Genomic DNA, 22,092 nt, shown 5'->3' with positions numbered 1-22,092 from the left:
GAAAGATAAGCAAGTTACTTGGAATAACGCGATCACCAAGGGTTGGCGGTGGCAAAAATTTTTTGAATTTGTATGGATTAATTCATTTATTTGCACCTGTTTTTAACTAACTAACTAAAGAAAGGAGCAGCTATGTCTGACGTAGCATCAAGAGTAAAAGCCATCATCGTAGACAAACTTGGAGTTGATGAAAACGAAGTGACTCCGGAAGCTAGCTTCACCAATGACCTTGGTGCAGATTCCTTAGATACCGTGGAATTGATCATGGAATTTGAAAAGGAATTCAACATTGCCATCCCGGATGATCAGGCAGAGAAGATCGGTACGGTGGGCGAGGCGATATCTTATATCGAGCAAAACGCAAAATAGTCATATTTCCTACCTTTATTCATGGAATTCAAACGGGTTGTTGTCACCGGCTTAGGTGCCTTAACCCCGTTGGGTAATACCGTCGGGGATTATTGGGCCGCGCTACTTAAAGGAGTTAGCGGAGCGGCACGCATAACCCGTTTCGATCCGACATTGTTCAAGACCCAGTTTGCCTGTGAGGTCAAGAATTTTGACCCTCTTCAATATATAGAGAAGAAGGAACTCAGAAGGCTGGACCCATATGCGCAATATGCGATGGTCGCCTCAACACAGGGTGTGGAGGATGCAGGCTTGAATAATGCTTCGTTGAATCCGGATCGCATTGGTGTGATCTGGGGTTCGGGAATCGGGGGATTGGAGACCTTCCTGACCGAATGCACGAATTACATTGAAGGAGGCAAAAACCCGCGTTTCAATCCATTCTTCATTCCGAAGATGATCGCTGATATAGCCTCAGGGCACATTTCCATTAAGTATGGATTCCGTGGGCCTAATTTCACCACGGTATCGGCTTGTGCATCTTCAACGAATGCTTTGATAGATGCCTTTACCTATATCAGAACAGGACGTGCGGATGCCATTGTAGCAGGAGGATCCGAAGCAGCAGTGAATGAAGCAGGTATCGGTGGATTCAATGCCATGCACGCTTTGTCTGTCCGGAATGACTCACCCGAAACGGCATCCAGGCCTTTTGATCTGGACCGTGACGGATTCGTTCTGGGAGAAGGTGCAGGATGCGTAATTCTGGAAGAGCTGGAGCACGCACAAAAGCGTGGTGCGAATATTTATGCGGAATTGGTAGGCGCCGGCATGACGGCGGATGCCCACCACATCACAGCGCCTCATCCGGAAGGACTGGGTGCAAGCAATGTCATGCGCGATGCTTTGCAAGATGCAGGTATGAATGCAGATGAGATAGACTATATCAATGTTCATGGTACATCTACCCCGCTGGGTGATATTGCGGAGGTTGCAGCAATCATCACTGTTTTTGGGGAACACAGTAAAAAGCTGAACATCGGCTCTACCAAATCAATGACCGGACACCTGCTCGGTGCGGCCGGTGCTATCGAGGCCATAGCCTCCATACTCGCCGTCCAAAATAATATCATACCTCCTACTATTAACCATTTTACAGACGATCCTGCTTTTGATCCCGATCTGAATTTTACATTCGGTAAACCACAGGAGAAGGTAGTGAGGGCTGCCCTGAGTAATACTTTCGGCTTTGGCGGCCACAACGCGTCTGTAATTTTCAGGAAATTCGAATAATCCATTGGCCTTTCTCGTCCATAAAAATCCCAGGGACAAGATTATCAGGCAATTTATTATCAACACCTTCGGAACACGTCCCAAAAAGATTGAACTTTACCGACAGGCCTTTACCCACAAATCATATGCCCTTAATCATGGCAACGATGCACTGATGAGCAACGAGCGCCTGGAGTTCCTGGGAGATGCCATTCTCGGAGCTATTATCGCAGACTATCTTTGTGACACCTTCCCTGAAAAATCTGAAGGAGAATTGACCGAGATCCGCGCACAAATCGTTAAACGAAATAACCTGAATCATATCGCATTGGAAATGGGCTTTGAGCCTTTGATCGACCACGCGACCGATTCAGAAATACCACATACATCCCTGGCAGGGAATGCGCTGGAAGCATTGATCGGAGCAATCTATATAGATAAGGGTTATGAGAAAACCCGAAAGGCACTTGTGAAAGCATTGGTCCCCAACCATATTCATCCAGATGAAATCGCGTCGCTAAAGAAGAATGCCAAAAGCCGGTTGCTGGAATGGGGACAAAGGGAGCGTAAACAGATCTCATTCCGGAGTAAAAAGATCACTTTGGCAGAAGGAAAGGATATATTTGAGGTGGTGGTGGTCGTGAACGGAGAAAAGTGCGGACAGGGCAGTGCGGTATCCAAAAAGGCAGCCGAATTTGAAGCTGCCCTTCAAGCCCTGGAGAAGTTGGACGGCACCACTTCATCGTAGCATGGCCAAGAAAAAAATACTGACCCTGGATACGGGGTTTGATTTTATCCTGATCGGGATCAGCAGCCCATTGAAAGACTATCGTTTGTGTTGGGCCATCAACAAACAGTGTGATTTGAAACTGGAGCGGGAGGATGATTTGGAGATATGGCCATCGGGGCAAGTTGCGTCTATTTCATTTTCTTTCTATACATTTGAAGACCTGGAGGATCACGCAACGTTCCATGTCATTGCCAACAAAAGCCGCGAAGGCTGGCTGGTGGCTGAAGCACGTGAGGCCGATTACTTCCTGATGATCAAAGGCCATATGCCACGCAAATCCCTAACTGCGTTGATCAGTAATCTGAAGGCGATCCCGAATGTGTTGACCGCCTACGAAATAGACCCTAACAAGTTAAAGTCTGCGCACAATTTATTGATATAATATAATGATGAGAAAGATTCAAAGTAAAACGAAGATCGTAGCCACGGTCGGACCAGCTTCATCATCCAAAGAGGTTCTTGAAGAAATGGTGCGGGCTGGTGTGGATGTATTCCGGATCAACTTTTCACATAGTTCTTATGATGAGCATGAAAAGATCATCCAGAATATCCGGGCCATTAATGAAGAACAAGGTTTTTACATCGCCATTCTGGCAGATCTTCAGGGTCCCAAGTTAAGAATAGGCGATGTTGAAAATGGCATGGTCGTGCTGGAAGATGGTCAGGACATTGAGATAACCACAGAGGAAGTAATAGGAAATGCCCAACGTCTTGGTGTCCGATATTCTTCCTTTGTGAAGGATGTAAAAGTGGGCGAGAATGTCATGATAGATGATGGGAAGTTGCTGCTTCAGGTTTCTTCGAAGAATGGCCAGTCCGTCACAGCCAAAGTGTTGCATGGCGGTGAACTTCGCTCCAAAAAAGGCCTGAACCTGCCAAACACAAAGATCTCTCTTCCATGCCTGACAGAAAAGGATCTGAAAGATCTCGAGTTTGCCCTGAAGATGAATGTTCAGTGGATCGGTTTGTCCTTTGTTCGCTCGGCCAGCGATGTGCTTGAATTGAAGCATATCATCGCCAGCCATAAACGCAAAACCCGCGTGGTGGCAAAAATTGAAAAGCCAGAAGCCATTGAGGATATCGATAACATCATCAAGGCTACAGACGCGATCATGGTGGCACGTGGAGATCTTGGTGTAGAAGTACCTGCAAAGGAACTCCCACTTATTCAGAAAGACATCGTTAAAAAATGTCTCAAGTATTCCACACCCGTGATCATTGCAACCCAGATGATGGAGAGCATGATCACCAGCATCCACCCAACACGTGCAGAAGTGAATGATGTCGCTAACTCCGTCATGGATGGCGCAGACGCCTTGATGCTTAGTGGTGAAACGTCAGTAGGAAAATTCCCGGTTAAGGTTATTGAAGCCATGCAATCCATCATCACGCATGTGGAAAGCAGCGCCGACATTTACAACCATGAATATCCGCCGGAACAGGAACGCACAGAAAAATTCATCTCTGATTCGATATGCTACAGTGCATGTAAGGTGGTTCAACGGACCGGCGCAAAGGCGATCCTGGGGATGACCCATTCGGGTTATACGGCTTTCAAACTGGCAAGTCACCGGCCCAATGCTAACATTTTCGTTTTCACGGATAACCCGGGCATCCTAAGCATGCTCAACCTGGTATGGGGTGTAAGAGGTTTTTCTTATAGTAAGGAGATAAGCACGGATCATACCATTGCAGACATCAAGTACTTTCTGAAAAAGCATGGTTATATACAGGAAGGTGATCTGATCATTAATATCGCAAGTATTCCTTTGAGTGAAAAGGGACGCACCAACATGTTAAAACTTAGCTACGTAGAATAATTGAACACGCATATTCCCGCATCAAATGAATATCAAACTATTAAAGGAGATCACTGAAACCCCGGGTGCACCGGGCCGTGAGCAACGCATTCGCGAGATTGTACAACGAGAGTTGAAAAATGCGGCTGACGAGATTCTAACCGATAACATGGGCAATATGACCGTCGTTAAAAAGGGACGAAAAGACAAAAAGGTCATGGTGGCTGCCCACATGGATGAGATTGCTTTCATCGTTACCCATATAGATGACCGCGGTTTTATTCGCTTTCATACCCTCGGTGGATTTGATCCCAAGACCCTGACTTCACAACGAGTATGGATTCATGGAAAGAAAGACATTCCAGGAGTGATCGGATGTAAACCGCTCCACATTATGTCTGCCGAAGAACGCACCAAAATGGTGCCGGCTACCGACTACTTTGTGGATGCAGGAATGTCCAAAAAGGAGGTGGAAAAAATTGTGCAGGTAGGAGATACCATTACCAGGGACCGGGACCTGATCGAGATTGGCGACTGTGTGAGCTGCAAATCCCTGGACAACCGGATTTCCGTGTATATCCTGATTGAGGTGATGAAAACACTCAAGACCGTTCCTTATGATGTATACGGCGTGTTTACGGTACAGGAAGAAGTGGGCATCCGCGGTGCATCCGTTGCCGCCCTGCAAATTCAACCGGACTTCGGATTCGGCCTGGATACCACCATCGCTTTTGACGTACCCGGTTCTCAAGCACATGAGTCCGTTACACGATTGGGTGATGGTGCGGGAATCAAGGTGATGGATGCGAGCACAATCTGCGACTATCGTATGGTGGAGTTTATGAAAAAGACCGCGGATAAAAACAAGATCAAGTGGCAAAGTGAGATCCTGCCTGCAGGCGGGACAGATACCGCCGGCATACAGCGCATGACAGCCGGTGGAGCTATCGCCGGTGCGGTTTCCATCCCAACAAGGCACATCCATCAAACCATAGAAATGGTGAATAAGAAGGATGTGGATCAGGCTGTAAACCTTTTGAAACATTGCATCCAGGATCTGGACAAGCACAAGTGGAATTTCTGATCAGGAGGTTAATGCTTCAATAGTTTCAGCGTTGTTCGGTGGCCGCTTGGCCACCCTGCTTCGATAAGGTATATGCCCGACGGCAGGTCATCAACGTAAAACTGGCGCTCGTTTATGTCAAGTTCCTTAACCAGCCGCCCGAACAGATCGCGTATTCGAAGGTATGTAGGGGTACAGGTATGATCCATACCTAACCACGAATAAGTATAGGCAGGATTTGGGTTAACACTTATGTTTCCGCACCGGTCATACCACGGGTCGGACGGGGGCAGACCTACAAATCCGATCACATATACACTGTCTCTGAGCGAATCCCCGTATTGTGTTCCGGGTATATCCGTAGCCGGCCAGATCACTACGGTGTTGATACCAATTCCGAATCCAATGGAATCCTTGCAAGGAAAATTGAGGGTCACCGGCAGGCTGTCATTGGGTGCCATGTTAGTGATTAATGTCAGGGTACTATCATTCGCCACCGTTGTAATGCTACCACCATTGTCCACACCGGCAGACACAATAATATCTCCGTTAAAAACTGCTGAACCCGTGTTCTTGATATATACCGTATACTGAAGGGTATCATTATAGTAGATGCTATCCGGATGTCCCTGAATATAGTTAGGTGAGACACTCAGCGTTGTCTGTGCATAGGCAATACCTGAAAGGGTCAGGAAGCAATACGTAAAGGCAAATAGTAACTTTCTCATTATTCAATCTTTCCAGAACACAATAAAGGTAGTGACCTTTTATTTATACTTTCTCCCTATTTTTATAAAAACATTACGCATCCAAAATGGAAATTCTGGAGCAGATGATCCAATCTCTTGAGAAAGAAGAGTTGAGGCATCTGAAAATATACCTGAGCAGAACAAAAGCTTCTGATGGACGAAAGGATATGGAACTCCTTGATGCGATCAGAAAACAAGTGAAGGGTAAAGTTGGCGAGCCGGACCTGAAAACGAAGTGGCCGGAAATGACCGACAACACCTTTTATCGCTTGCGGAACCGCCTTACACAGGAGATAGGGAAAAGCCTGGTATTGCAAAACCAAACCAGCACGGAGTTCAATACCATAGTACATTACCTCATGCTGGCACGGCATTACAAAGACAGGTCACTGCCGGAGTTGTCTTTATACTTCCTCAAGAAAGCGGAAAAGAAAGCCATAGAACAAGAGTACCACGAACTTCTGGATCTCGTATATCATGAATTCGTGGGTGTTTCCCATGAGACCCTCCTCGTAGATCCGGAGCAGTACATACAACTGAGAAAGTCAAATTGGGACAAGATGTTGCGTAACCGGGAGTTTGACGACATCCTGGCCGTCGTGCGGTATCGCATCAAAAAAGCCCAGAACTTTTCGGTGGAAAAGGCAGGCATGATCAAGTTGCTGAAGAAAGTAATGAAGGAGATGGGCGGACAATCCGAACACCAGCATTCCATGGGTTTTCATATCAGAATGTATCGTGCACTCAGCCGCTTACTTCTCCAGCAAAACGAATTCGCCGCCCTGGAACAATACCTTTCCGAAACCTACCGGACATTTCAGGATGCGGGTTGGTTCAACCGGGAGAACAATGAGTTGCAGGTGGAAATGCTGATCTACCTTGCCAATGCACTCAACAAGATCGGACACCATCAGGAATCGCTTGATAGGGCGGAGGAACTGAAAAAAGTGATAGATGCCCTGGGAACCAGTGGGCGAGAGAAATACCTGTTCAACTATTACAATATTCAGGTGAACAATTATTCCATCCTGAACCTCGGAAGGGCCATCGAGATCCTGGAAAGCATCAAAAAGGAACCTGCCATAGCGCGACATCCCTTTCACATCGTGTATGTGCATCTGAACCTTGCCCTCTCCTACTATGGGATGAAGAACTTCAAAAAAGCCATTTCTGCGGTGGCTGCCCTGATGCGACAGTCAGGCTACCCGAGACTGGACAGAGTGTTCCGTCTCAAGATCGCCGTGATGGAGGGCATTATCCGTTTTGCTGCTGCCGATTGGTTATACGTGTCATATAGGCTGGATCAGGTACAACGGGAGTTCAAGCATCTGCTTACGCATGAAGAACTGCAGCGTGAGAAAGCCATGATCAGTCTGCTAAAAAGCGGCGGCGGAAAACGATCTTTGACAAAGAGATTGCTCGGGTTAACGGAGAAGGTAAGGTCTGCAACGGACGCAGCGGAAAACGATCTGATCAGTTACACTGGCTGGATAGAGGAGACCTACTTACCTATTATGACCGAATAATCCCCGGTTATTTTCATTATAGTTCTAAACTGAACGCGTAAGAATTTACGGGCATTTTAATGCTGATATATAGCATTTATAAGAATGTTTAGAGTGAAACGCTTATTTGTTAAGTGCGTAAGATGATCGCCTTCATTGACTGTGTTTTTTGTATATGGCGCCGCAATTTTGTCGTTGTGAAACAAAAACAACGGAACCATGAAAACAAGTCAAAACAGAAGAAAGCAACATAGGCGCTTCCCATTAGGAAAGGGCGCCCTGATGTTGGTGATGGCAGGAACCATGATGATGGGTGCCTGCACAAAGGAAAAAGAAATACAGGGTCCACCGGTGATAACACCCGGACCATCACCTACCCAACTGGTCTCCATAGACCTGTACGGAACGGTAACAGACCAGAGCAACAATCCGGTCAAAGGAGCCACTGTTACCATTGACGGTCACCAGACCACAACAGATCAGTCCGGGGTTTATGCCTTACCCGACATCCGTGTGAATGCCAAACGTGCGGTCCTCAATGCATCGGGAGCGGGTTATTTCAAGGCATTCCGTGCCTTTATTCCCAGAGAAGGCTCACAGTATACCATGAGTGTTAAAATGGTAAAGAACAATCCGACCCACACCATCAATGCACAAACGGGTGGTACGGCAACACTGTCAAACGGGTCTGAAGTGAAGTTCCCGGCTAATGCAGTCGTGGATGAACAAGGGAACAGTTACTCGGGCACTGTACAATTGGCCATTCAATACCTGGCACCCGGCGATGCATTCTTCGGGGAACTTCTGCCCGGAGACCTGAGTGCAGAACGTACCGATGGAAGTGAAGCCGTGCTTAAATCCTTCGGTATGCTGAATGTGGAACTGACCGGAACCTCAGGCCAGTCATTACAGATCAAGGACGGGGAGGAAGCGGAATTAACCGTAGCGGTGCCTGCCGGCCTCCAGGGTGAGGCGCCGTCCACCCTGCCCCTTTGGTATTTTGATGAGGTGTTGGGCATGTGGAAGGAAGAAGGTGAAGCACAGTTCAACGGAAGTGTGTATGTAGGGAAAGTGAAGCACTTCACCTGGTGGAACTGCGATATGGCTTTTGATCCTGCATATATCGAAGGAAGGGTTGTGGATTGTAACGGGGATCCTGTAGTTGGTGTGGGAATCTACGATAAGCTGGGTGGTTCGGGAGCCTGGACCGATGGCAACGGGAATTTCTCGACACGTGTTATAGAAGGAAGAACCTATGAATTGCATGCCGAGCTGCCAGAGCTGGGTATAAAAAGTCAGATTGAAATGGTAGGACCACTGTCTGCTGATGAGTTATACACGATTCCTGACTTTAAATTGACAGTATGTCCAGCCTATATCTCAGGACGTTTGACCGACTGTGACGGTAACGTAGCCGATGGAATGGTATATGTATCTCATTCCACCGATCCAGTCCAGGTGGTATTCACCACAAATGGCGTTTTCAAAACATACGTTGCACCAAATGAAGATTATACGTTGACAGGACTCACAAATCACAATGAAATAAGTGATCCGATAAGTGTAACGAGCGGCGCACTGGGTGGCATAACCGATATGGGAGATTTTGCTGCGTGCCCATCTGCTTATGAAAATTCGTTCGTGATCGACGGAGGTATTTACTCCAATGAAAAGATCATTTTTCCAACCATCTTCGCGCCAACGGCAACCGCCTGGGCAAACTACAATAGCCCGATTCTGGGGATAACGGCCTATGCGGATGATAACAACGGAGTGTATTATGATAATATGATATTTGGTGTGAAGGCAACTACAACCGGAACATACACAAGTCTTTCGGGAGACCTCACCGTCAATATTTTCCTTGGTGACCTGGCCACGCCTCAGGATACTGTAAACCTGCGCGCGGAGGACATGACCATGGAGATTACTGATTATCCTGCGGTCGGTGGGATCGTACAGGGTACGTTCTCAGGAACAGTTAAAGATCCCGTCTCGAATACCCAATACACCATATCCAATGGCAAGTTTGCAGCCATCCGGCAACAATAATCACCTGGATGAGGGATTAGGCAAATAGGTGATTAGGTTAAAGGGGTGTGGCATATGCTGCACCCCTTTTTTTATCTTGGCAGGATGATGGAAATGTCCGGATTGGTTCAACAAATGGTTAAGATATGGTCGGAAGATACCGGCACAGATGTCGGTGTGAATCGTCTGCGAGCTCTCTCAGGTGGTTCTATCAATCAAGCCTTTTGTTTGGAGACCAGCCTGGGATCCTTCTTCCTGAAATACAATACAGCCAACCGTTTCCCTGGAATGTTCGAAGCGGAGGCACGCGGCCTCAGGCTGCTTAACAATGCCGGTGTCATTCGTATTCCCAATGTGGTGTATGTCGGATCAACACAAAGTCATGTCTTTCTCATCCTGGAATTTCTGGACAGATCCCCACAGCAAAAGGATTTTTGGGAAACATTCGGTCGCAAACTCGCTGCTTTACACCGCTGCTCTTCTGATCAGTTCGGCCTTGACCACAGCAACTACATAGGCTCTCTGACCCAGTCCAACACCGGCCATATCCACTGGCATACCTTTTTTATTGAAGAACGATTGGAGCCACAACTCCGTCTGGCCAGCAATGCCGGATTGATCAGTGATTCGCTCACCGCATCTTTCAAAACCCTTTTCAGTCGTATGGTAGACATGTTTCCCGTGGAACAGCCATCGCTGCTGCATGGGGATCTATGGAGCGGTAATTTTCTCATCGGACCTCAGGGAGAACCCTGCCTCATTGACCCGGCGGTATATTTCGGACATCGGGAAATGGATCTCGCGATGACCCGGCTTTTTGGTGGCTTTGAAGCAAAGTTTTACCGGGCCTATCAGGAAGTCTGGCCGCTTCAATCCGGTTGGCAGGAACGCATGGACCTATGCAATCTCTACCCACTCATGGTACATGTGAATCTGTTCGGAGGAGGGTATCTGTCTCAGGTCAAGGACATTCTGAGACGCTTTGTGTGATGCGGCTCCCGTCCCATCCTCCCTGTTGGTTTTCTCCCCCCGGAAAGGTATATTTGCTACCCTTTTTTTGACACCGGAAACGTGGAGAATAAGTACAAAGAATATCAGAAACTGAACCTGCCCCAGATCGGGGTGGACATGCTAGCGCTGTGGGAACGGGAAAATACGTTTGAGCAAAGCATCGCGGAAAAGGAAGGAAAACCTGCATTCTCATTTTATGAAGGACCGCCATCCGCCAACGGCATGCCGGGTATTCACCATGTCATGGCCCGGACCATCAAGGACCTCTTCTGCCGCTTCAAAACCATGCAGGGCTTTCAGGTGAAGAGAAAGGCAGGATGGGATACCCACGGACTGCCCGTTGAACTGGATGTGGAAAAAAGCCTCGGCATCACCAAGGAAGATATCGGCACCAAGTTGAGCGTGGAGGAGTACAACCAGGCCTGCCGTGAAGGGGTTCTGAAATATAAGGACGTTTGGGATGACCTGACCCGGAAAATGGGCTATTGGGTGGACCTGGATCACCCCTACATCACATTTGAGAACAGCTACATCGAGTCTGTATGGAATCTGTTGCAGAAATTTTACAACAAGGATCTGCTGTATAAGGGATACACCGTACAACCATATTCACCTGCAGCCGGCACCGGACTCAGCACGCACGAACTCAACCAACCCGGCTGCTACCGTGAAGTAAAGGATACCTCCATCATTGCCCAGTTCAAGGTGGTGAAGAATGAGAAGTCGGCCTTCCTGTTTTCTTCCGAAGATGAAGATGTACGCTTCCTCGCCTGGACAACCACGCCCTGGACCCTGCCATCCAACTGTGCCCTGGCCGTCGGAGAGAAGATCACGTATGTGAAAGCACGCACTTTCAACCGATATACATTCCAACCGGTGACCATCATCCTGGCGCAGGACCTGGTGAACAAATATTTTTCAGAGGAGGCCCGATCTGCGGATCTGGCCTCCTACAAAGAAGGGGATAAGTTGATTCCCTGTAAAGTGGAAGCAACCTTCACCGGCAAAGACCTCGAGGGCGTCAAGTATGAGCAACTCATGCCCTATGTACAGCCCGACGAGTCCGAAGGTGAAGCATTCCGCGTCATCCTCGGCGACTTCGTGACCACAGAAGATGGTACCGGCATCGTGCATACCGCTTCTCTCTTCGGTGCGGATGACTTCCGTGTATGCCAGGCCAACAACGTGCCGTCTATCCTGGTTAAAGATGAGAACGGTCAGCCCATGCCGCTGGTGGACAAGCAAGGGCGCTTTGTAAAAGAGGTGACAGACTTCCCCGGATACTACGTCAAGGCAGAATACGAAGCCCCAGGTGTAACGGATCAACCGGATTACAAACCCACCGATGTGCTCATCGCCATCAAACTCAAGGAAGATAACAAGGCCTTTCTGGTAGAGAAATATGCGCATAGCTATCCTCATTGCTGGCGTACCGACAAGCCTGTGCTTTACTATCCGCTCGACTCCTGGTTTGTGCGCACAACGGCGATGAAGGACAAGCTCATCGAGCATAACAAGACCATCAACTGGAAGCCTGCCTCTACCGGAACCGGACGATTCGGGAATTGGCTGGAAAACCTGGTGGACTGGAACCTGTCGCGCTCCCGGTTCTGGGGTATACCCATCCCTATCTGGACCAGTGAAGACAAGTCAGAACAGAAATGTATCGGTTCCGTGGAAGAGTTGAAAACGGAAATCGGGAAAGCCGTGAAGGCCGGGGTGATGACCTCCAATCCGCTGGAGTCATTTAAACCGGGCGATTTCTCCGAAGAGAACTACAATCGCTTCGATCTGCACAAGCCCTATGCGGATGATGTGGTGCTGGTTTCCGATAGTGGGAAGCCCATGCACCGTGAAAGCGATCTGATCGACGTATGGTTCGATTCCGGTGCGATGCCCTACGCACAGTTCCACTATCCTTTCGAGAATGAAGAACTGTTTGAAAAAAATTACCCGGCAGACTTCATCGCCGAAGGGGTGGATCAGACGCGTGGGTGGTTTTTCACCCTTCATGCCATTGCGGTGATGCTCTTCGATTCAGTGGCATTTAAGAATGTGGTGTCCAACGGACTCGTGCTGGACAAGAATGGCAACAAGATGTCGAAACGCCTGGGCAATGCGGTGGATCCGTTCAAGACCATCGAACAGTATGGTCCGGATGCTACCCGCTGGTACCTCATCACCAATGCACAGCCGTGGGATAACCTTCGCTTTGATATAGAAGGTGTGGCCGAGGTGCAAAGAAAGTTTTTCGGCACCCTCCATAACACTTATGCATTCTTTGCTTTGTATGCCAATATTGATGAATTCACGGGTAAGGAAGCGCCCGTTCCAGTGAAGGATCGTCCGGAGATTGACAGGTGGATTCTTTCTGAGTTGCACACGCTGATCGGTAAGACGGCCGCATGCTATGATGATTATGAACCAACCCGTGCAGGCCGGCTTCTGGAGGAATTTCTGGATATGCACCTCAGCAATTGGTATGTTCGTCTGAGCCGACGCCGTTTCTGGAAAGGGGATTATTCAACGGACAAGATATCCGCCTATCAGACACTTTACGAATGTCTGGTGGCGTTGGCAAAGATGATGGCGCCCATCGCACCGTTCTACGCAGAACACCTTTACCGGGATCTGAACGGGATCACAGGACTGGAGAAACATACTTCGGTGCACCTGGCAGAATTCCCGAAAGCCGATCAATCCGTGATCGATACGGATTTGGAAGAACGCATGGAGCTGGCACAAAAGATATCACACATGGTGTTGTCACTCCGGAAGAAAGAAAAGATCAGGGTACGTCAACCACTCAACCGTATTACAATCCCGGTGCTGGACAAGAAGTTCAAGGATCAGGTACAATCCATCGCAGACCTTGTTCTTTCAGAAGTGAATGTGAAGAAAATGGAATTCCTGGAAGAAGGATCGGGCGTGATTGTAAAGCGCGTGAAGCCGGATTTCAAGAAGCTCGGACCTCGTTTCGGGAAGGATATGAAAAGGGTGAGTGAGGCCATTGCAAAGCTGAACCAGGAGGAGATTGCAACCCTCGAGCGGGAAGGGTCGTATGAGATGAATCTTGACGGTTTTAAGGCCGTGGTTGAACTCGCTGATGTGGAAGTTTTCTCGGAAGACATTCCCGGATGGTTGGTGGCCCACCTGGATCGTATTACGGTAGCGTTGGATATCAATATCACCGACGAACTTAAAGAAGAGGGAATTGCGCGGGAAGTCGTGAATAAAGTACAGAATCTCAGGAAAGATTTGAATTTTGAAGTAACGGATCAGATCGCATTGAGGATCCTGAAACACGAAGGGATCAGCAAAGCAATTAATAACAACAAGGATTACATTTGTGCCGAGACCCTGGCAGCATCCCTTGAAATGGTAGGAGAGCTCAGCGGCGACGGCAGTGTGGATGTGGATGTAGATGAAGGCGTGACAACGCGAATACAAATTTTGAAGTACCAGAAAAACTAAGACATGGCAAAAAAAGGAAAAGCCGAAAGCGAAAAGAATCGCTACAGCGATGCGGAACTCCAGGAGTTCAAGGCGCTGATCATGGATAAACTGACTGAAGCAAAGAAGGACCTCGAATTGTTGAGCAGTTCTATCTCCCGTAAGGATGACCATGGTACCGATGATACATACCATTCTTTCAAACCAATGGAAGATGGATCTGAGGTGCTCACCAAGGAAGAAGTGGCCAACCTCGCCACCCGCCAGAAAAAGTTTATCCAGCATCTGGAAAACGCTTTGGTGCGTATCGAGAATAAAACGTATGGTATCTGCAGAGAAACAGGTAAGCTGATCTCTAAGGAGAGACTACGTGCAGTGCCTCATGCAACGTTGAGCATTGACGCAAAACGACAACAGTCTGACGGCCGGTAAACGACCGAAAGAACCGCGTTTTGAAAAAAGCCTTCATTACCATTTTACTGGTCCTCCTGATCGACCAGACCCTGAAGTTCTGGGTGAAAACCCACATGATGATCGAGGACCATTTTTCGGTTTTCGGTGACTGGTTCTACATCCATTTCACCGAAAACAACGGAATGGCCTTCGGGATCACATGGGGTGGTAAATGGGGCAAATTATTTCTCAGCCTTTTTCGGATCGCAGCGGTTGGAGGAATCTTCTATTACCTGACAACACTTGTAAAGAAGAAAGCACCATCCGGACTTATCATCAGCATTGCCCTCATCTTCGCCGGTGCTGTTGGCAACATCATCGACAGCGCTTTTTACGGAGTGATCTTTACAGACAGCTTCCACCGGGTGGCGACTTTTATGCCCGATGAAGGAGGGTATGCCACCTTCCTGCATGGCAAGGTAGTAGATATGCTGTACTTCCCGCTGATGGAAGGGACGTTCCCCGATTGGGTGCCCGGGTGGGGCGGTGAACGCTTCCTGTTCTTCCGGCCCATTTTCAATGTTGCAGATTCATCCATCAGCATCGGTGTGTTCATGATCCTGCTGTTTCAAAAGCGGTATTTTCCGCAGGAGAAGAAAGTAAAAGTGGATGAAGAGAAAGAGAATGCCGAAGTGGTCTCAACTGCTGCTCAGTAGTTCCTCCAGACTCACGCTTTTCAGATAACCATTCCAGTCGCCGGGACTTTCCAGAGCACGCACACGGCGAATACTTTCATCTTTCACGTTGATGGAGATCTCTACATAAAATCCCTGAAGGTGATACATGAAAGTGCGTGATTTACCGTAGTCCACACGCTCATCCAGAAGTTCCCCGTAGGTCCATAACAGGTGGGTCTTCTGATCCATATCAAGCAGATTATACTCCGCGGCGGTCATGCCCGAAAGCTATATAAACTTTTCTATTTGCATGTAAGGTTTAACACTTTTTTTTAACCTGGTGATGTGCAAAGCCCTTCAATATTAGGACCGACAAAAAATAAAGACCCTACTACACTTTGTATAATCTCATTTTGACAAAACCTTAAACTCCCATTAAAGCACAAAGCATGTCAAGGGTTTAATTTTACTACCATTCCGAATAGCATGTGAATGACCCCTTCTCACCGTGATAAAAACAAAAAAGGACGATACACATCGTCCTTTTTTGCTAAACCACAACCTTCCTGTCAGGATGATCGCTCATTGCGCCGTTGCTTCAAACCAAACATCACGGCAGCAAATATCACAAGGGTGATCAGCAGTGACATAGCGCCGGCCAGTAACGATACCATGTGGCCTTTTTGACGGTTATCACTGTCCGTTGCAGGCAGTATGTCAAAACCATTTTTGTTGATGAAATCATCTTCCCCGAACCAGCCGTTGGGATTGGTAATTCGCCGAGCATATTCATCCACATACGATTGATGAGAAGCCACGGACCATCCGGTAAGTGCCGCCAGTTCCTGAAGTTCTTTCTTCCGGCGGGTGGTCACTGTTTGATAGTAATCTTGCGCGGCATCACAGGTCACATCTTCGGTTACAGCATGCTGGATGATGTATCTGCCCTGAAATGATTCCTTGTTCGGAGTCTCGATAAAGGCCAGATCCTGCGGGAAGTTTTTCCGGTTGTAACGAACGTGCATCCGCGTGAAGAACAGGTCTCCCTGATAATTGGATCCTCCCCAGGAGCGGTTTTGCTGGCCGTTGTTCACCCAGAATACACCGGCTTCACGCAGCTCGGCATAGTCTGGTGGGGTGGTGGAACACGGGTCGCACTTTACAAAATTATTGGAGCTGAGGTCCCAGGCATATTCCAGGAAGGCGGCCTTTCCACCCTCTTTTTTGTAACTGGTCTTGAACAGGTCGCGGTAGAAATCACCGAACTTCTGTTGAACGAATTCCGGAACGTTTCTGTTGGAAGGTATTTCCATGGTGCGGTAATTTGCCAGTTCCACGCGGCCTTTACGGGTGAAGGCATAGACGATGAGGTCCTGGTCTCCGGTGGCATTGGCCATGCCCAAACGAATAGGCAAACCGAAACGCGGACTGCGAAACGCGATCTGAAGTGGGCGCAGGGAGTTATAACCCGACATACGATGTGCATCCAGGTTTACTTTCACCACAAAAAATTTCAGACCGTCCTTGATGTATGGGTCCAGTACCTCATGTGCGTTGGCAGGGATTTTATAACCATTATCCGTGAGCCACGATTTCAAACCACCCGACTCTTGTGCAGAAAGAATAAGGATGTCGTACTCCCCTACGGTATAGGAAGCTTCGATCGTTACACCATAATCGGCTTCGGCTTTTTCCTCAAGGTCAAAACCGTTCGCTTCCATTGACACCGGTGCCATTCTTAGCATTTTATCTTTATAAAGCACTTCATAGCAGGGGTTGGCATCATGATATTCCACCAGTCTCGGTGAGGAATAGGCATCCAGTTTGTCGAAGATGCTGTTGTCTGCAATGCGGATATGGTTTCGCTGCAGCACTTCAGGCACCGGTACCACCATGGCAAAATCCTTCACATCGCCTTTGAAGTCGCTGGACATGGTGATGATGGTGCGGTCGCCATCCCGCACCAGGATGACCTGGGATTTTTGGTTGAACAGGGTGGCATCTGCTTTGGCTACATAGAAGCCGCAGAATGCGCTTGCTTGTCCGGAGATCAACCCCAGGGTTGCAAGTAAAATGATCGCTTTGGTTTTCATAACAGTTGATTTTAAGTGAAACATGGTTTGGTTTTTTATGCCTGCACCTTTTGCCAGGTAAAGCGGGGTGCAGTGAAAATGGTATCGAAAAGCGGGGTAAGGGGCGACATGAAAAACAGTGCCCATAAGGGTGCGGTATGGATGTACATATAACCGGAAAGCACGAAGGCCAAAACACCTGTAAGCCCTGCCCAGGCCACACGGGCCACTGCATGACGGGGTGTGGTCATGGGGTCAGTGATCATGAAAAAAGTAAACAACAGGAGTGTACCACTGCTTAGCTGATGCAGAAAATAGTCCATCGGCCAGCCCAGGATCACGTAGTTGTAAAAGAAGTGCATCATCGCATACACACCCAGAAAGGAAAAGGCCACATCAAGTCTGCCCACACGGAACAACACAGCCAGGCTCAGTGCACCTATCAGGATCATGAAGATGAGCGCACTCCCCCACTGTCCGGGCGATACCCAACCCATGCGGGTGATCAGAATCGTGACCAGGATGCCGAAATTGGTAGGATTGAAAATATGTTTGCCGTTGTAGCGGATGAGGAATTTACTCCCCACAGTGAGTAGTCCGCACACCGGTAAGGCCCACCATGCCCCGGCTTTAAACATAAGGCAAAGGCTGAGGGAAGAGATCATCGCACTTTGCCAGGCATTGCGTCCGGTCTTGAACCACTTTTCAAACAGGCGTTGAAAGGTCAGGCAGGATGCGAATATCAGGAGGAAGTCAACAATGCGGGCTTCCCACCCCAGCCATGCCAGCCCGAAAGCCATGAATATGGATTGGCAGATGATCTGTCCGTACCGTGGATCCATTTGGCGGTATCCCTTTCTGAAAGCGGCTCTTTGTGATGAGGTAAAAATCATAACATTCCGTTTTGGTTCTATGGGTGGGATGCATGATTTTTTGGAATTCCATAAACCCAAATCATGCAATAGAAAAAGACTATTGCATGACGCATAAGAAAATCATAGGATACCGATTGTTTGCTTCGAAATAAATTCTTGATTTTCTAATGCGGGATAACCCCAGCTAATACATATAGTTCAGCGCAAAAAGGCGCCTCCTAATGCATAATCTGGGATAAAAGAATAATTTCCCAAATGCCTGGATGCCATGTCACAAATCCTCCGGCTGGGGATGCCGGTCGGAAGGATATATTTTTCCCACAACCAGAAATATTGCTATTTTTGCCAGCCCGGAAATAATTCGGGGAATATCGGGGTGTAGCTCAGCCAGGTTAGAGTACACGTCTGGGGGGCGTGTGGTCGGTGGTTCGAATCCACTCACCCCGACAAAATGAAAGCCATCGGATGAGATGGCTTTTTTTCTTGAAGAGCATACACGTAACGCTTGCGTTTAAGTGGAAGCGAATCAAGAAAAAAGAAAGGCCGACGCCAGGAGGGCTTTGGTTTTGCCCCCCCCCTTCCTGGATCACGCTGTAATCCACTCACTCTGTATAAGGAAACATCACATTTTCCTGGCGCTGATGATGTAATAACTGAAGTTCCTGCGGGACAAGCCCAGGAACATGGTCAGCATGGGTGCCATCAGATTGTTCCAGCGCTCTTTCGTCATGATGCCGTTTGATGAAAACATGCGTTTTACAAGAAACCACAGTACGGTAAACGGGACATGCGCCACGGAAGGTGCCACACGCCAGGATGCATCCCTTATCCGAATATCCGTAAAGCCATGCCGGAGCAGCGCTTCCCGCACCTTGTCAATATGACCAAGCTCCTTCAGTGCCCAGCAACTGCAAAGCTTTTGGTATATGGATGCCGTCCAGCCTGTCATCTTTTCGGTTTTAACAAACCCATCAGCCATGACCATTTTCTTTCCGGGCTTCAACACCCGGGCCATTTCCCGGATCAGGTCTTCCTTTGATGCTCCCCCGGCATAGCAACCACTCTCCACAGCATACACGCCATCCAACGAATTATCTTCAAACGGCGTGGAGGTATAGTCCCCCTCCACAATCTTCACCCGGCCATCCAGGCCAGACTCCCTGGCAAGGCGTGTTCCCTGATCCACCTGCCATGGCACGAGGGTAATCCCTTTCAATGACATGGCAGGAAAATGCTTTGCGATGTATCGGGCGGTGGCTCCCAGGCCGCAGCCCATGTCCCCTATCAAAGCAGATTGATCCTTTGAAATATCCATTGATCTGAAGATTTCAAGGTTCATCCGGTCCAGCATTTTCTCCCGGGAAAAGGGATTCATACCCCAGTGAAAGTATCCGAAATGCATATTGTACGACGGACTCCATGTTTGGTAGTCGGGACCTGCCTCCTCATAATACTTCAGAATTTTCTGTCGTGTAGACAACTGCATGGGCTGCTTATAAGCCAATTCGCGGTTATCCACCTGATCAACCACCATTATACCTTTCATTATTTTCAACTTTAATTGAAACTTATGTGCAAAAAAAATCACTTGAACATTTTAAGCAGCTTTCCGAAGAACCAGTTCTGCTCTGCCTTAACGAACGTACCCAGCGTCATATCCATCTTTCCGGCAAAATCGGAAAGGTCTGCAGTTACCTTCTTAAAGGTTGTGATCTCTTTTGACTTCTTGTTCTCCGGAATGGCCTTCACCTGGTTAAGCATACGCAACACAGGGTCCAGTTCCCTCTTCTTCCTCTCCTGCGCCACTTGCGTTGCCAGCACCCAAACATCCTTTTCAGCCGAGAAGTACTCCTTGCGGTCTCCGGGACGGCTTTCCTTTCGTACGATGCCCCATCCGATGAGTGCCCGCAGGTTCATGTTCGCATTCCCTCTTGAAATACCCAATTGCTCCATCACCTCATCGGTGGTCATAGCATCGGGTGAGATCATGAGCAACGCATGAATCTGGGCCATGGTGTGATTGATTCCCCAGCTTGAGCCAAGGCTACCCCATGCCTGTATAAACTCCTCCCGTGCTTGTTTATAATCCATAGTACAAATGTAGCAACATTATTGTATTTTCAAAATATAATGAAAACAAATTCACCTAAAAACAGGCACCATGAGCGGAATCAACAACCCCAATTGATCTATATCAAATGAGATTGCATTCCTTTTAAGAACCTTTGTAAATGTGCAGCGAGGAAAGAAGAAACCGATGACGAGGGATGATTTATGAAAAACACGATCACCCTGATAGCAGCCACGATCATATTTCTTTTTGTCGTGTCCTTTACCTTGCAAAATTCAGCTGACATACCGCTGAAAATTCTTTTTTGGGAGTCACAAGGCTCTCTGGCCATGATGATCGCGCTGACATTTACATCGGGCATTCTGGTTGCCATCCTTGCCCTGCTACCAAAAATTATCCGGCTCAGGCATGAGCTCAGGGAAACTAATAAAAAATACAGCCTTCTTCAAAAACAATCGATACAGAAAAGCACCAACAAAAATTAACACACCCTAATCAAACACAATCAACACCCATGAAAACCAAAGATAAACCAATGAAGACCTACGCCAAACTCGGGTTTTCCCATTTGGAAACAAAAGAGATCGTTGAAAACCTCAACATTCTTCTGGCCAATTACCACATACACTATCAGAAACTCAGAAACTTCCATTGGAATGTGGAAGGTCCCGATTTCTTTGACCTGCATCAGAAGTTCGAGGAGCAGTACAACGAAGTGAAGCTCAACATCGATGCTGTTGCAGAACGCATCCGGGTATTCGGTAAAAAACCGCAAAGCACTCTAAGAGAATATCTGGAAACTGCCGGCATCGAGGAAACATCGAGCGCCCTCACCTCAAGGGAAATGATGCAGGAAGTACTTTACGATTTTGAGAAACTGATCTCATATATGATGGATGTCATCGGGTCCGCTAACCGGATCGGCGACACTGGTACGGTGGACATGGTTACCAAATTCATCCGCCGCATGGAAAAGAAACACTGGATGTATTCCTCCTGGCTCAAGCAAGAGCGTGTGTATGAAACGGCGTAGCCTATCAACCTTCAGTTATAAACCAATAAATAAAACCAAATCACCATGGATACCAAAGAATCAACGATAAAGGAAACCGCCAAACAAAAGCTGGACGAATGGAAGAAAACAGCGCGGCAAATGAAATCGCAACTGGAACTGAAATCCGGCGAAGCGAGGGATGAATTTGAAGATCAGAAAAAGACCCTTCATCAATGGGTCGATCAAACCAGGGAACGCCTGGACGATTTACAGGATACCGGTGGAGATGAGCTAAAAAAACTGAAACAAAAGTTAGAAACGCTTCGCGAGCAGGCTGCCGAAAAAAAAGCAGATACTGAAGATCGTTTCAAAGCAGAGCAACAAAAGATCATGCATCAGATGGGCGAAGTAAGAGCTCAGGCAGAAACGCTTTACAAAAACACCCGTGGCAATTTAAAAGACACAGCGGAGGACATCGATGAGCAACTGGACCAGTTCCACACACGCTTTGATCTGTTCAAGCTGCAACTTCAGCTTGGTAAACAGGAAGCCTCGGATGTGTGGCAGAACAAGAAAAAGGAGCTTTCACGATCCCTTCAGGAATTCAATTCCAAGCTTGAAAAAGCGGAAGACGCCGCATCTTCCGGCTGGAATAATTTTTCTTCCGAGATGTCCGAAGCATGGAAGCATATCAAAAAATCGGTGACATCCTGATCTTTACCACCCCTATCAAAAGGGTGGCATCGGATCTGCGAAACCAAATCAGGAGTGGATGCAAACAAATTTACAACCATCCATTACGAATAAGGGAAGACATCCCGGCTTGCCAGGTGATGCATGGCGCCATCTGGCAAGCCGGATTTCTTGTCAATTAAACCTAAGCATTGAATCAAACGACATCGACTGTTATGATTTAAATAATCAAGACCTTATTAACACATAGACGTACCCAAATGAACAGAATAAATTTAACCAGAGCGATCTGCCAT

At 47.8% G+C, this 22,092-nt stretch carries 21 protein-coding genes and 1 tRNA gene; 16 read left to right on the top strand and 6 right to left on the bottom strand.

Features of this window, described 5'->3' with window-relative positions:
* The first annotated feature begins 132 nt into the window (after positions 1-132).
* The 6 genes from KDD36_02705 to KDD36_02680 are packed head-to-tail and all read left to right on the top strand — an operon-like array spanning position 133 to position 5,293.
* Positions 133-369 (top strand): acyl carrier protein, encoded by a 237-nt coding sequence (locus tag KDD36_02705; GenBank protein MCB0395535.1) that lies wholly within the window; start codon positions 133-135, stop codon positions 367-369.
* A gap of 21 nt (positions 370-390) precedes the next feature.
* Positions 391-1,641, top strand: a complete 1,251-nt coding sequence (gene fabF, locus KDD36_02700; GenBank protein MCB0395534.1) for a beta-ketoacyl-ACP synthase II — start codon at positions 391-393, stop codon at positions 1,639-1,641.
* 4 nt (positions 1,642-1,645) lie between these two features.
* Complete coding sequence (rnc, locus tag KDD36_02695) at positions 1,646-2,368, top strand: ribonuclease III (protein ID MCB0395533.1); 723 nt, start codon at positions 1,646-1,648, stop codon at positions 2,366-2,368.
* 1 nt (position 2,369) lies between these two features.
* The gene (locus tag KDD36_02690) at positions 2,370-2,792 is read left to right on the top strand and encodes an IPExxxVDY family protein (GenBank protein ID MCB0395532.1); all 423 of its coding nucleotides are present in this window, start codon (positions 2,370-2,372) and stop codon (positions 2,790-2,792) included.
* 4 nt (positions 2,793-2,796) lie between these two features.
* A complete protein-coding gene (pyk, locus tag KDD36_02685; GenBank protein MCB0395531.1) occupies positions 2,797-4,230 on the top strand; it encodes a pyruvate kinase in 1,434 nt (477 codons plus the stop codon).
* A 25-nt stretch (positions 4,231-4,255) separates the two neighbouring features.
* Positions 4,256-5,293 carry a M42 family metallopeptidase gene (locus KDD36_02680; protein MCB0395530.1) on the top strand — a complete coding sequence of 346 codons (1,038 nt, stop codon included), beginning with the start codon at positions 4,256-4,258 and terminating at the stop codon, positions 5,291-5,293.
* A gap of 8 nt (positions 5,294-5,301) precedes the next feature.
* On the opposite strand, the gene KDD36_02675 is transcribed toward KDD36_02680, so the two are convergent.
* Positions 5,302-6,000 carry a T9SS type A sorting domain-containing protein gene (locus KDD36_02675; protein MCB0395529.1) on the bottom strand — a complete coding sequence of 233 codons (699 nt, stop codon included), beginning with the start codon at positions 5,998-6,000 and terminating at the stop codon, positions 5,302-5,304.
* An 86-nt stretch (positions 6,001-6,086) separates the two neighbouring features.
* Here KDD36_02675 and KDD36_02670 point away from each other — a divergent pair, with 86 nt between their 5' ends.
* From KDD36_02670 to KDD36_02645, 6 genes are all read left to right on the top strand, one after another.
* On the top strand, positions 6,087-7,547 hold the full coding sequence (locus KDD36_02670) for a hypothetical protein (GenBank protein ID MCB0395528.1): 1,461 nt from the start codon (positions 6,087-6,089) through the stop codon (positions 7,545-7,547).
* Between the two features lie 198 nt (positions 7,548-7,745).
* A complete protein-coding gene (locus KDD36_02665; GenBank protein ID MCB0395527.1) occupies positions 7,746-9,578 on the top strand; it encodes a carboxypeptidase regulatory-like domain-containing protein in 1,833 nt (610 codons plus the stop codon).
* Positions 9,579-9,662: 84 nt separating this feature from the next.
* Positions 9,663-10,547: a fructosamine kinase family protein gene (locus tag KDD36_02660; protein MCB0395526.1), complete on the top strand. Its 885-nt coding sequence runs from the start codon at positions 9,663-9,665 to the stop codon at positions 10,545-10,547.
* Between the two features lie 81 nt (positions 10,548-10,628).
* Complete coding sequence (locus KDD36_02655) at positions 10,629-14,042, top strand: isoleucine--tRNA ligase (protein ID MCB0395525.1); 3,414 nt, start codon at positions 10,629-10,631, stop codon at positions 14,040-14,042.
* 3 nt (positions 14,043-14,045) lie between these two features.
* The gene (locus KDD36_02650; GenBank protein MCB0395524.1) at positions 14,046-14,453 is read left to right on the top strand and encodes a TraR/DksA family transcriptional regulator; all 408 of its coding nucleotides are present in this window, start codon (positions 14,046-14,048) and stop codon (positions 14,451-14,453) included.
* A 20-nt stretch (positions 14,454-14,473) separates the two neighbouring features.
* Entirely contained in the window at positions 14,474-15,130 is a 657-nt protein-coding gene (locus KDD36_02645) for a lipoprotein signal peptidase (GenBank protein ID MCB0395523.1), read from the top strand.
* Here KDD36_02645 and KDD36_02640 read toward each other — a convergent pair.
* The 3 genes from KDD36_02640 to KDD36_02630 all read right to left on the bottom strand — a co-directional run bounded on the left by KDD36_02640 (position 15,113) and on the right by KDD36_02630 (position 18,056).
* Positions 15,113-15,370, bottom strand: coding sequence for a hypothetical protein (locus KDD36_02640; GenBank protein ID MCB0395522.1), 258 nt, complete (start codon positions 15,368-15,370; stop codon positions 15,113-15,115). The genes KDD36_02645 and KDD36_02640 overlap by 18 nt on opposite strands.
* Positions 15,371-15,660: 290 nt before the next feature.
* The gene (locus KDD36_02635) at positions 15,661-17,184 is read right to left on the bottom strand and encodes a DUF2330 domain-containing protein (protein ID MCB0395521.1); all 1,524 of its coding nucleotides are present in this window, start codon (positions 17,182-17,184) and stop codon (positions 15,661-15,663) included.
* Between the two features lie 35 nt (positions 17,185-17,219).
* A complete protein-coding gene (locus tag KDD36_02630) occupies positions 17,220-18,056 on the bottom strand; it encodes an RnfABCDGE type electron transport complex subunit D (GenBank protein MCB0395520.1) in 837 nt (278 codons plus the stop codon).
* Between the two features lie 354 nt (positions 18,057-18,410).
* Between KDD36_02630 and KDD36_02625 the strand changes: the two genes are divergently transcribed.
* Positions 18,411-18,485: transfer RNA gene (locus KDD36_02625), tRNA-Pro, on the top strand.
* Positions 18,486-18,660: 175 nt separating this feature from the next.
* Here KDD36_02625 and KDD36_02620 read toward each other — a convergent pair.
* Together KDD36_02620 and KDD36_02615 are read right to left on the bottom strand one after the other, a co-directional pair.
* A complete protein-coding gene (locus KDD36_02620) occupies positions 18,661-19,584 on the bottom strand; it encodes a methyltransferase domain-containing protein (protein ID MCB0395519.1) in 924 nt (307 codons plus the stop codon).
* A gap of 38 nt (positions 19,585-19,622) precedes the next feature.
* Complete coding sequence (locus tag KDD36_02615) at positions 19,623-20,129, bottom strand: transcriptional regulator (GenBank protein MCB0395518.1); 507 nt, start codon at positions 20,127-20,129, stop codon at positions 19,623-19,625.
* 183 nt (positions 20,130-20,312) lie between these two features.
* Between KDD36_02615 and KDD36_02610 the strand changes: the two genes are divergently transcribed.
* Genes KDD36_02610 through KDD36_02600 form a run of 3 tightly spaced genes read left to right on the top strand, consistent with a single transcriptional unit; the run spans position 20,313 to position 21,817 of the window.
* Positions 20,313-20,594 (top strand): LapA family protein, encoded by a 282-nt coding sequence (locus tag KDD36_02610; protein ID MCB0395517.1) that lies wholly within the window; start codon positions 20,313-20,315, stop codon positions 20,592-20,594.
* A gap of 29 nt (positions 20,595-20,623) precedes the next feature.
* On the top strand, positions 20,624-21,142 hold the full coding sequence (locus tag KDD36_02605; GenBank protein ID MCB0395516.1) for a DNA starvation/stationary phase protection protein: 519 nt from the start codon (positions 20,624-20,626) through the stop codon (positions 21,140-21,142).
* Between the two features lie 45 nt (positions 21,143-21,187).
* A complete protein-coding gene (locus KDD36_02600; protein MCB0395515.1) occupies positions 21,188-21,817 on the top strand; it encodes a hypothetical protein in 630 nt (209 codons plus the stop codon).
* Positions 21,818-22,092 lie beyond the last annotated feature (275 nt).

The organism is Flavobacteriales bacterium (genome assembly GCA_020435415.1).
Taxonomy (GTDB): Bacteria; Bacteroidota; Bacteroidia; order JACJYZ01; family JACJYZ01; genus JACJYZ01.
Note: the sequence above shows the minus strand (reverse complement) of the source record. Positions and strands in the feature narration are given on the sequence as shown.

What these genes read in the sequence shown, in the direction of transcription:
- KDD36_02705 (MCB0395535.1), top strand. Translation starts at nt 133, where the DNA reads ATGTCTGACGTAGCATCAAGAGTAAAAGCCATCATCGTAGACAAACTT.
- fabF (MCB0395534.1), top strand. Translation starts at nt 391, where the DNA reads ATGGAATTCAAACGGGTTGTTGTCACCGGCTTAGGTGCCTTAACCCCG.
- KDD36_02690 (MCB0395532.1), top strand. Translation starts at nt 2,370, where the DNA reads ATGGCCAAGAAAAAAATACTGACCCTGGATACGGGGTTTGATTTTATC.
- pyk (MCB0395531.1), top strand. Translation starts at nt 2,797, where the DNA reads ATGATGAGAAAGATTCAAAGTAAAACGAAGATCGTAGCCACGGTCGGA.
- KDD36_02680 (MCB0395530.1), top strand. Translation starts at nt 4,256, where the DNA reads ATGAATATCAAACTATTAAAGGAGATCACTGAAACCCCGGGTGCACCG.
- KDD36_02675 (MCB0395529.1), bottom strand. Translation starts at nt 6,000, where the DNA reads ATGAGAAAGTTACTATTTGCCTTTACGTATTGCTTCCTGACCCTTTCA.
- KDD36_02670 (MCB0395528.1), top strand. Translation starts at nt 6,087, where the DNA reads ATGGAAATTCTGGAGCAGATGATCCAATCTCTTGAGAAAGAAGAGTTG.
- KDD36_02665 (MCB0395527.1), top strand. Translation starts at nt 7,746, where the DNA reads ATGAAAACAAGTCAAAACAGAAGAAAGCAACATAGGCGCTTCCCATTA.
- KDD36_02660 (MCB0395526.1), top strand. Translation starts at nt 9,663, where the DNA reads ATGATGGAAATGTCCGGATTGGTTCAACAAATGGTTAAGATATGGTCG.
- KDD36_02650 (MCB0395524.1), top strand. Translation starts at nt 14,046, where the DNA reads ATGGCAAAAAAAGGAAAAGCCGAAAGCGAAAAGAATCGCTACAGCGAT.
- KDD36_02640 (MCB0395522.1), bottom strand. Translation starts at nt 15,370, where the DNA reads ATGACCGCCGCGGAGTATAATCTGCTTGATATGGATCAGAAGACCCAC.
- KDD36_02635 (MCB0395521.1), bottom strand. Translation starts at nt 17,184, where the DNA reads ATGAAAACCAAAGCGATCATTTTACTTGCAACCCTGGGGTTGATCTCC.
- KDD36_02630 (MCB0395520.1), bottom strand. Translation starts at nt 18,056, where the DNA reads ATGATTTTTACCTCATCACAAAGAGCCGCTTTCAGAAAGGGATACCGC.
- KDD36_02620 (MCB0395519.1), bottom strand. Translation starts at nt 19,584, where the DNA reads ATGAAAGGTATAATGGTGGTTGATCAGGTGGATAACCGCGAATTGGCT.
- KDD36_02615 (MCB0395518.1), bottom strand. Translation starts at nt 20,129, where the DNA reads ATGGATTATAAACAAGCACGGGAGGAGTTTATACAGGCATGGGGTAGC.
- KDD36_02610 (MCB0395517.1), top strand. Translation starts at nt 20,313, where the DNA reads ATGAAAAACACGATCACCCTGATAGCAGCCACGATCATATTTCTTTTT.
- KDD36_02605 (MCB0395516.1), top strand. Translation starts at nt 20,624, where the DNA reads ATGAAAACCAAAGATAAACCAATGAAGACCTACGCCAAACTCGGGTTT.
- KDD36_02600 (MCB0395515.1), top strand. Translation starts at nt 21,188, where the DNA reads ATGGATACCAAAGAATCAACGATAAAGGAAACCGCCAAACAAAAGCTG.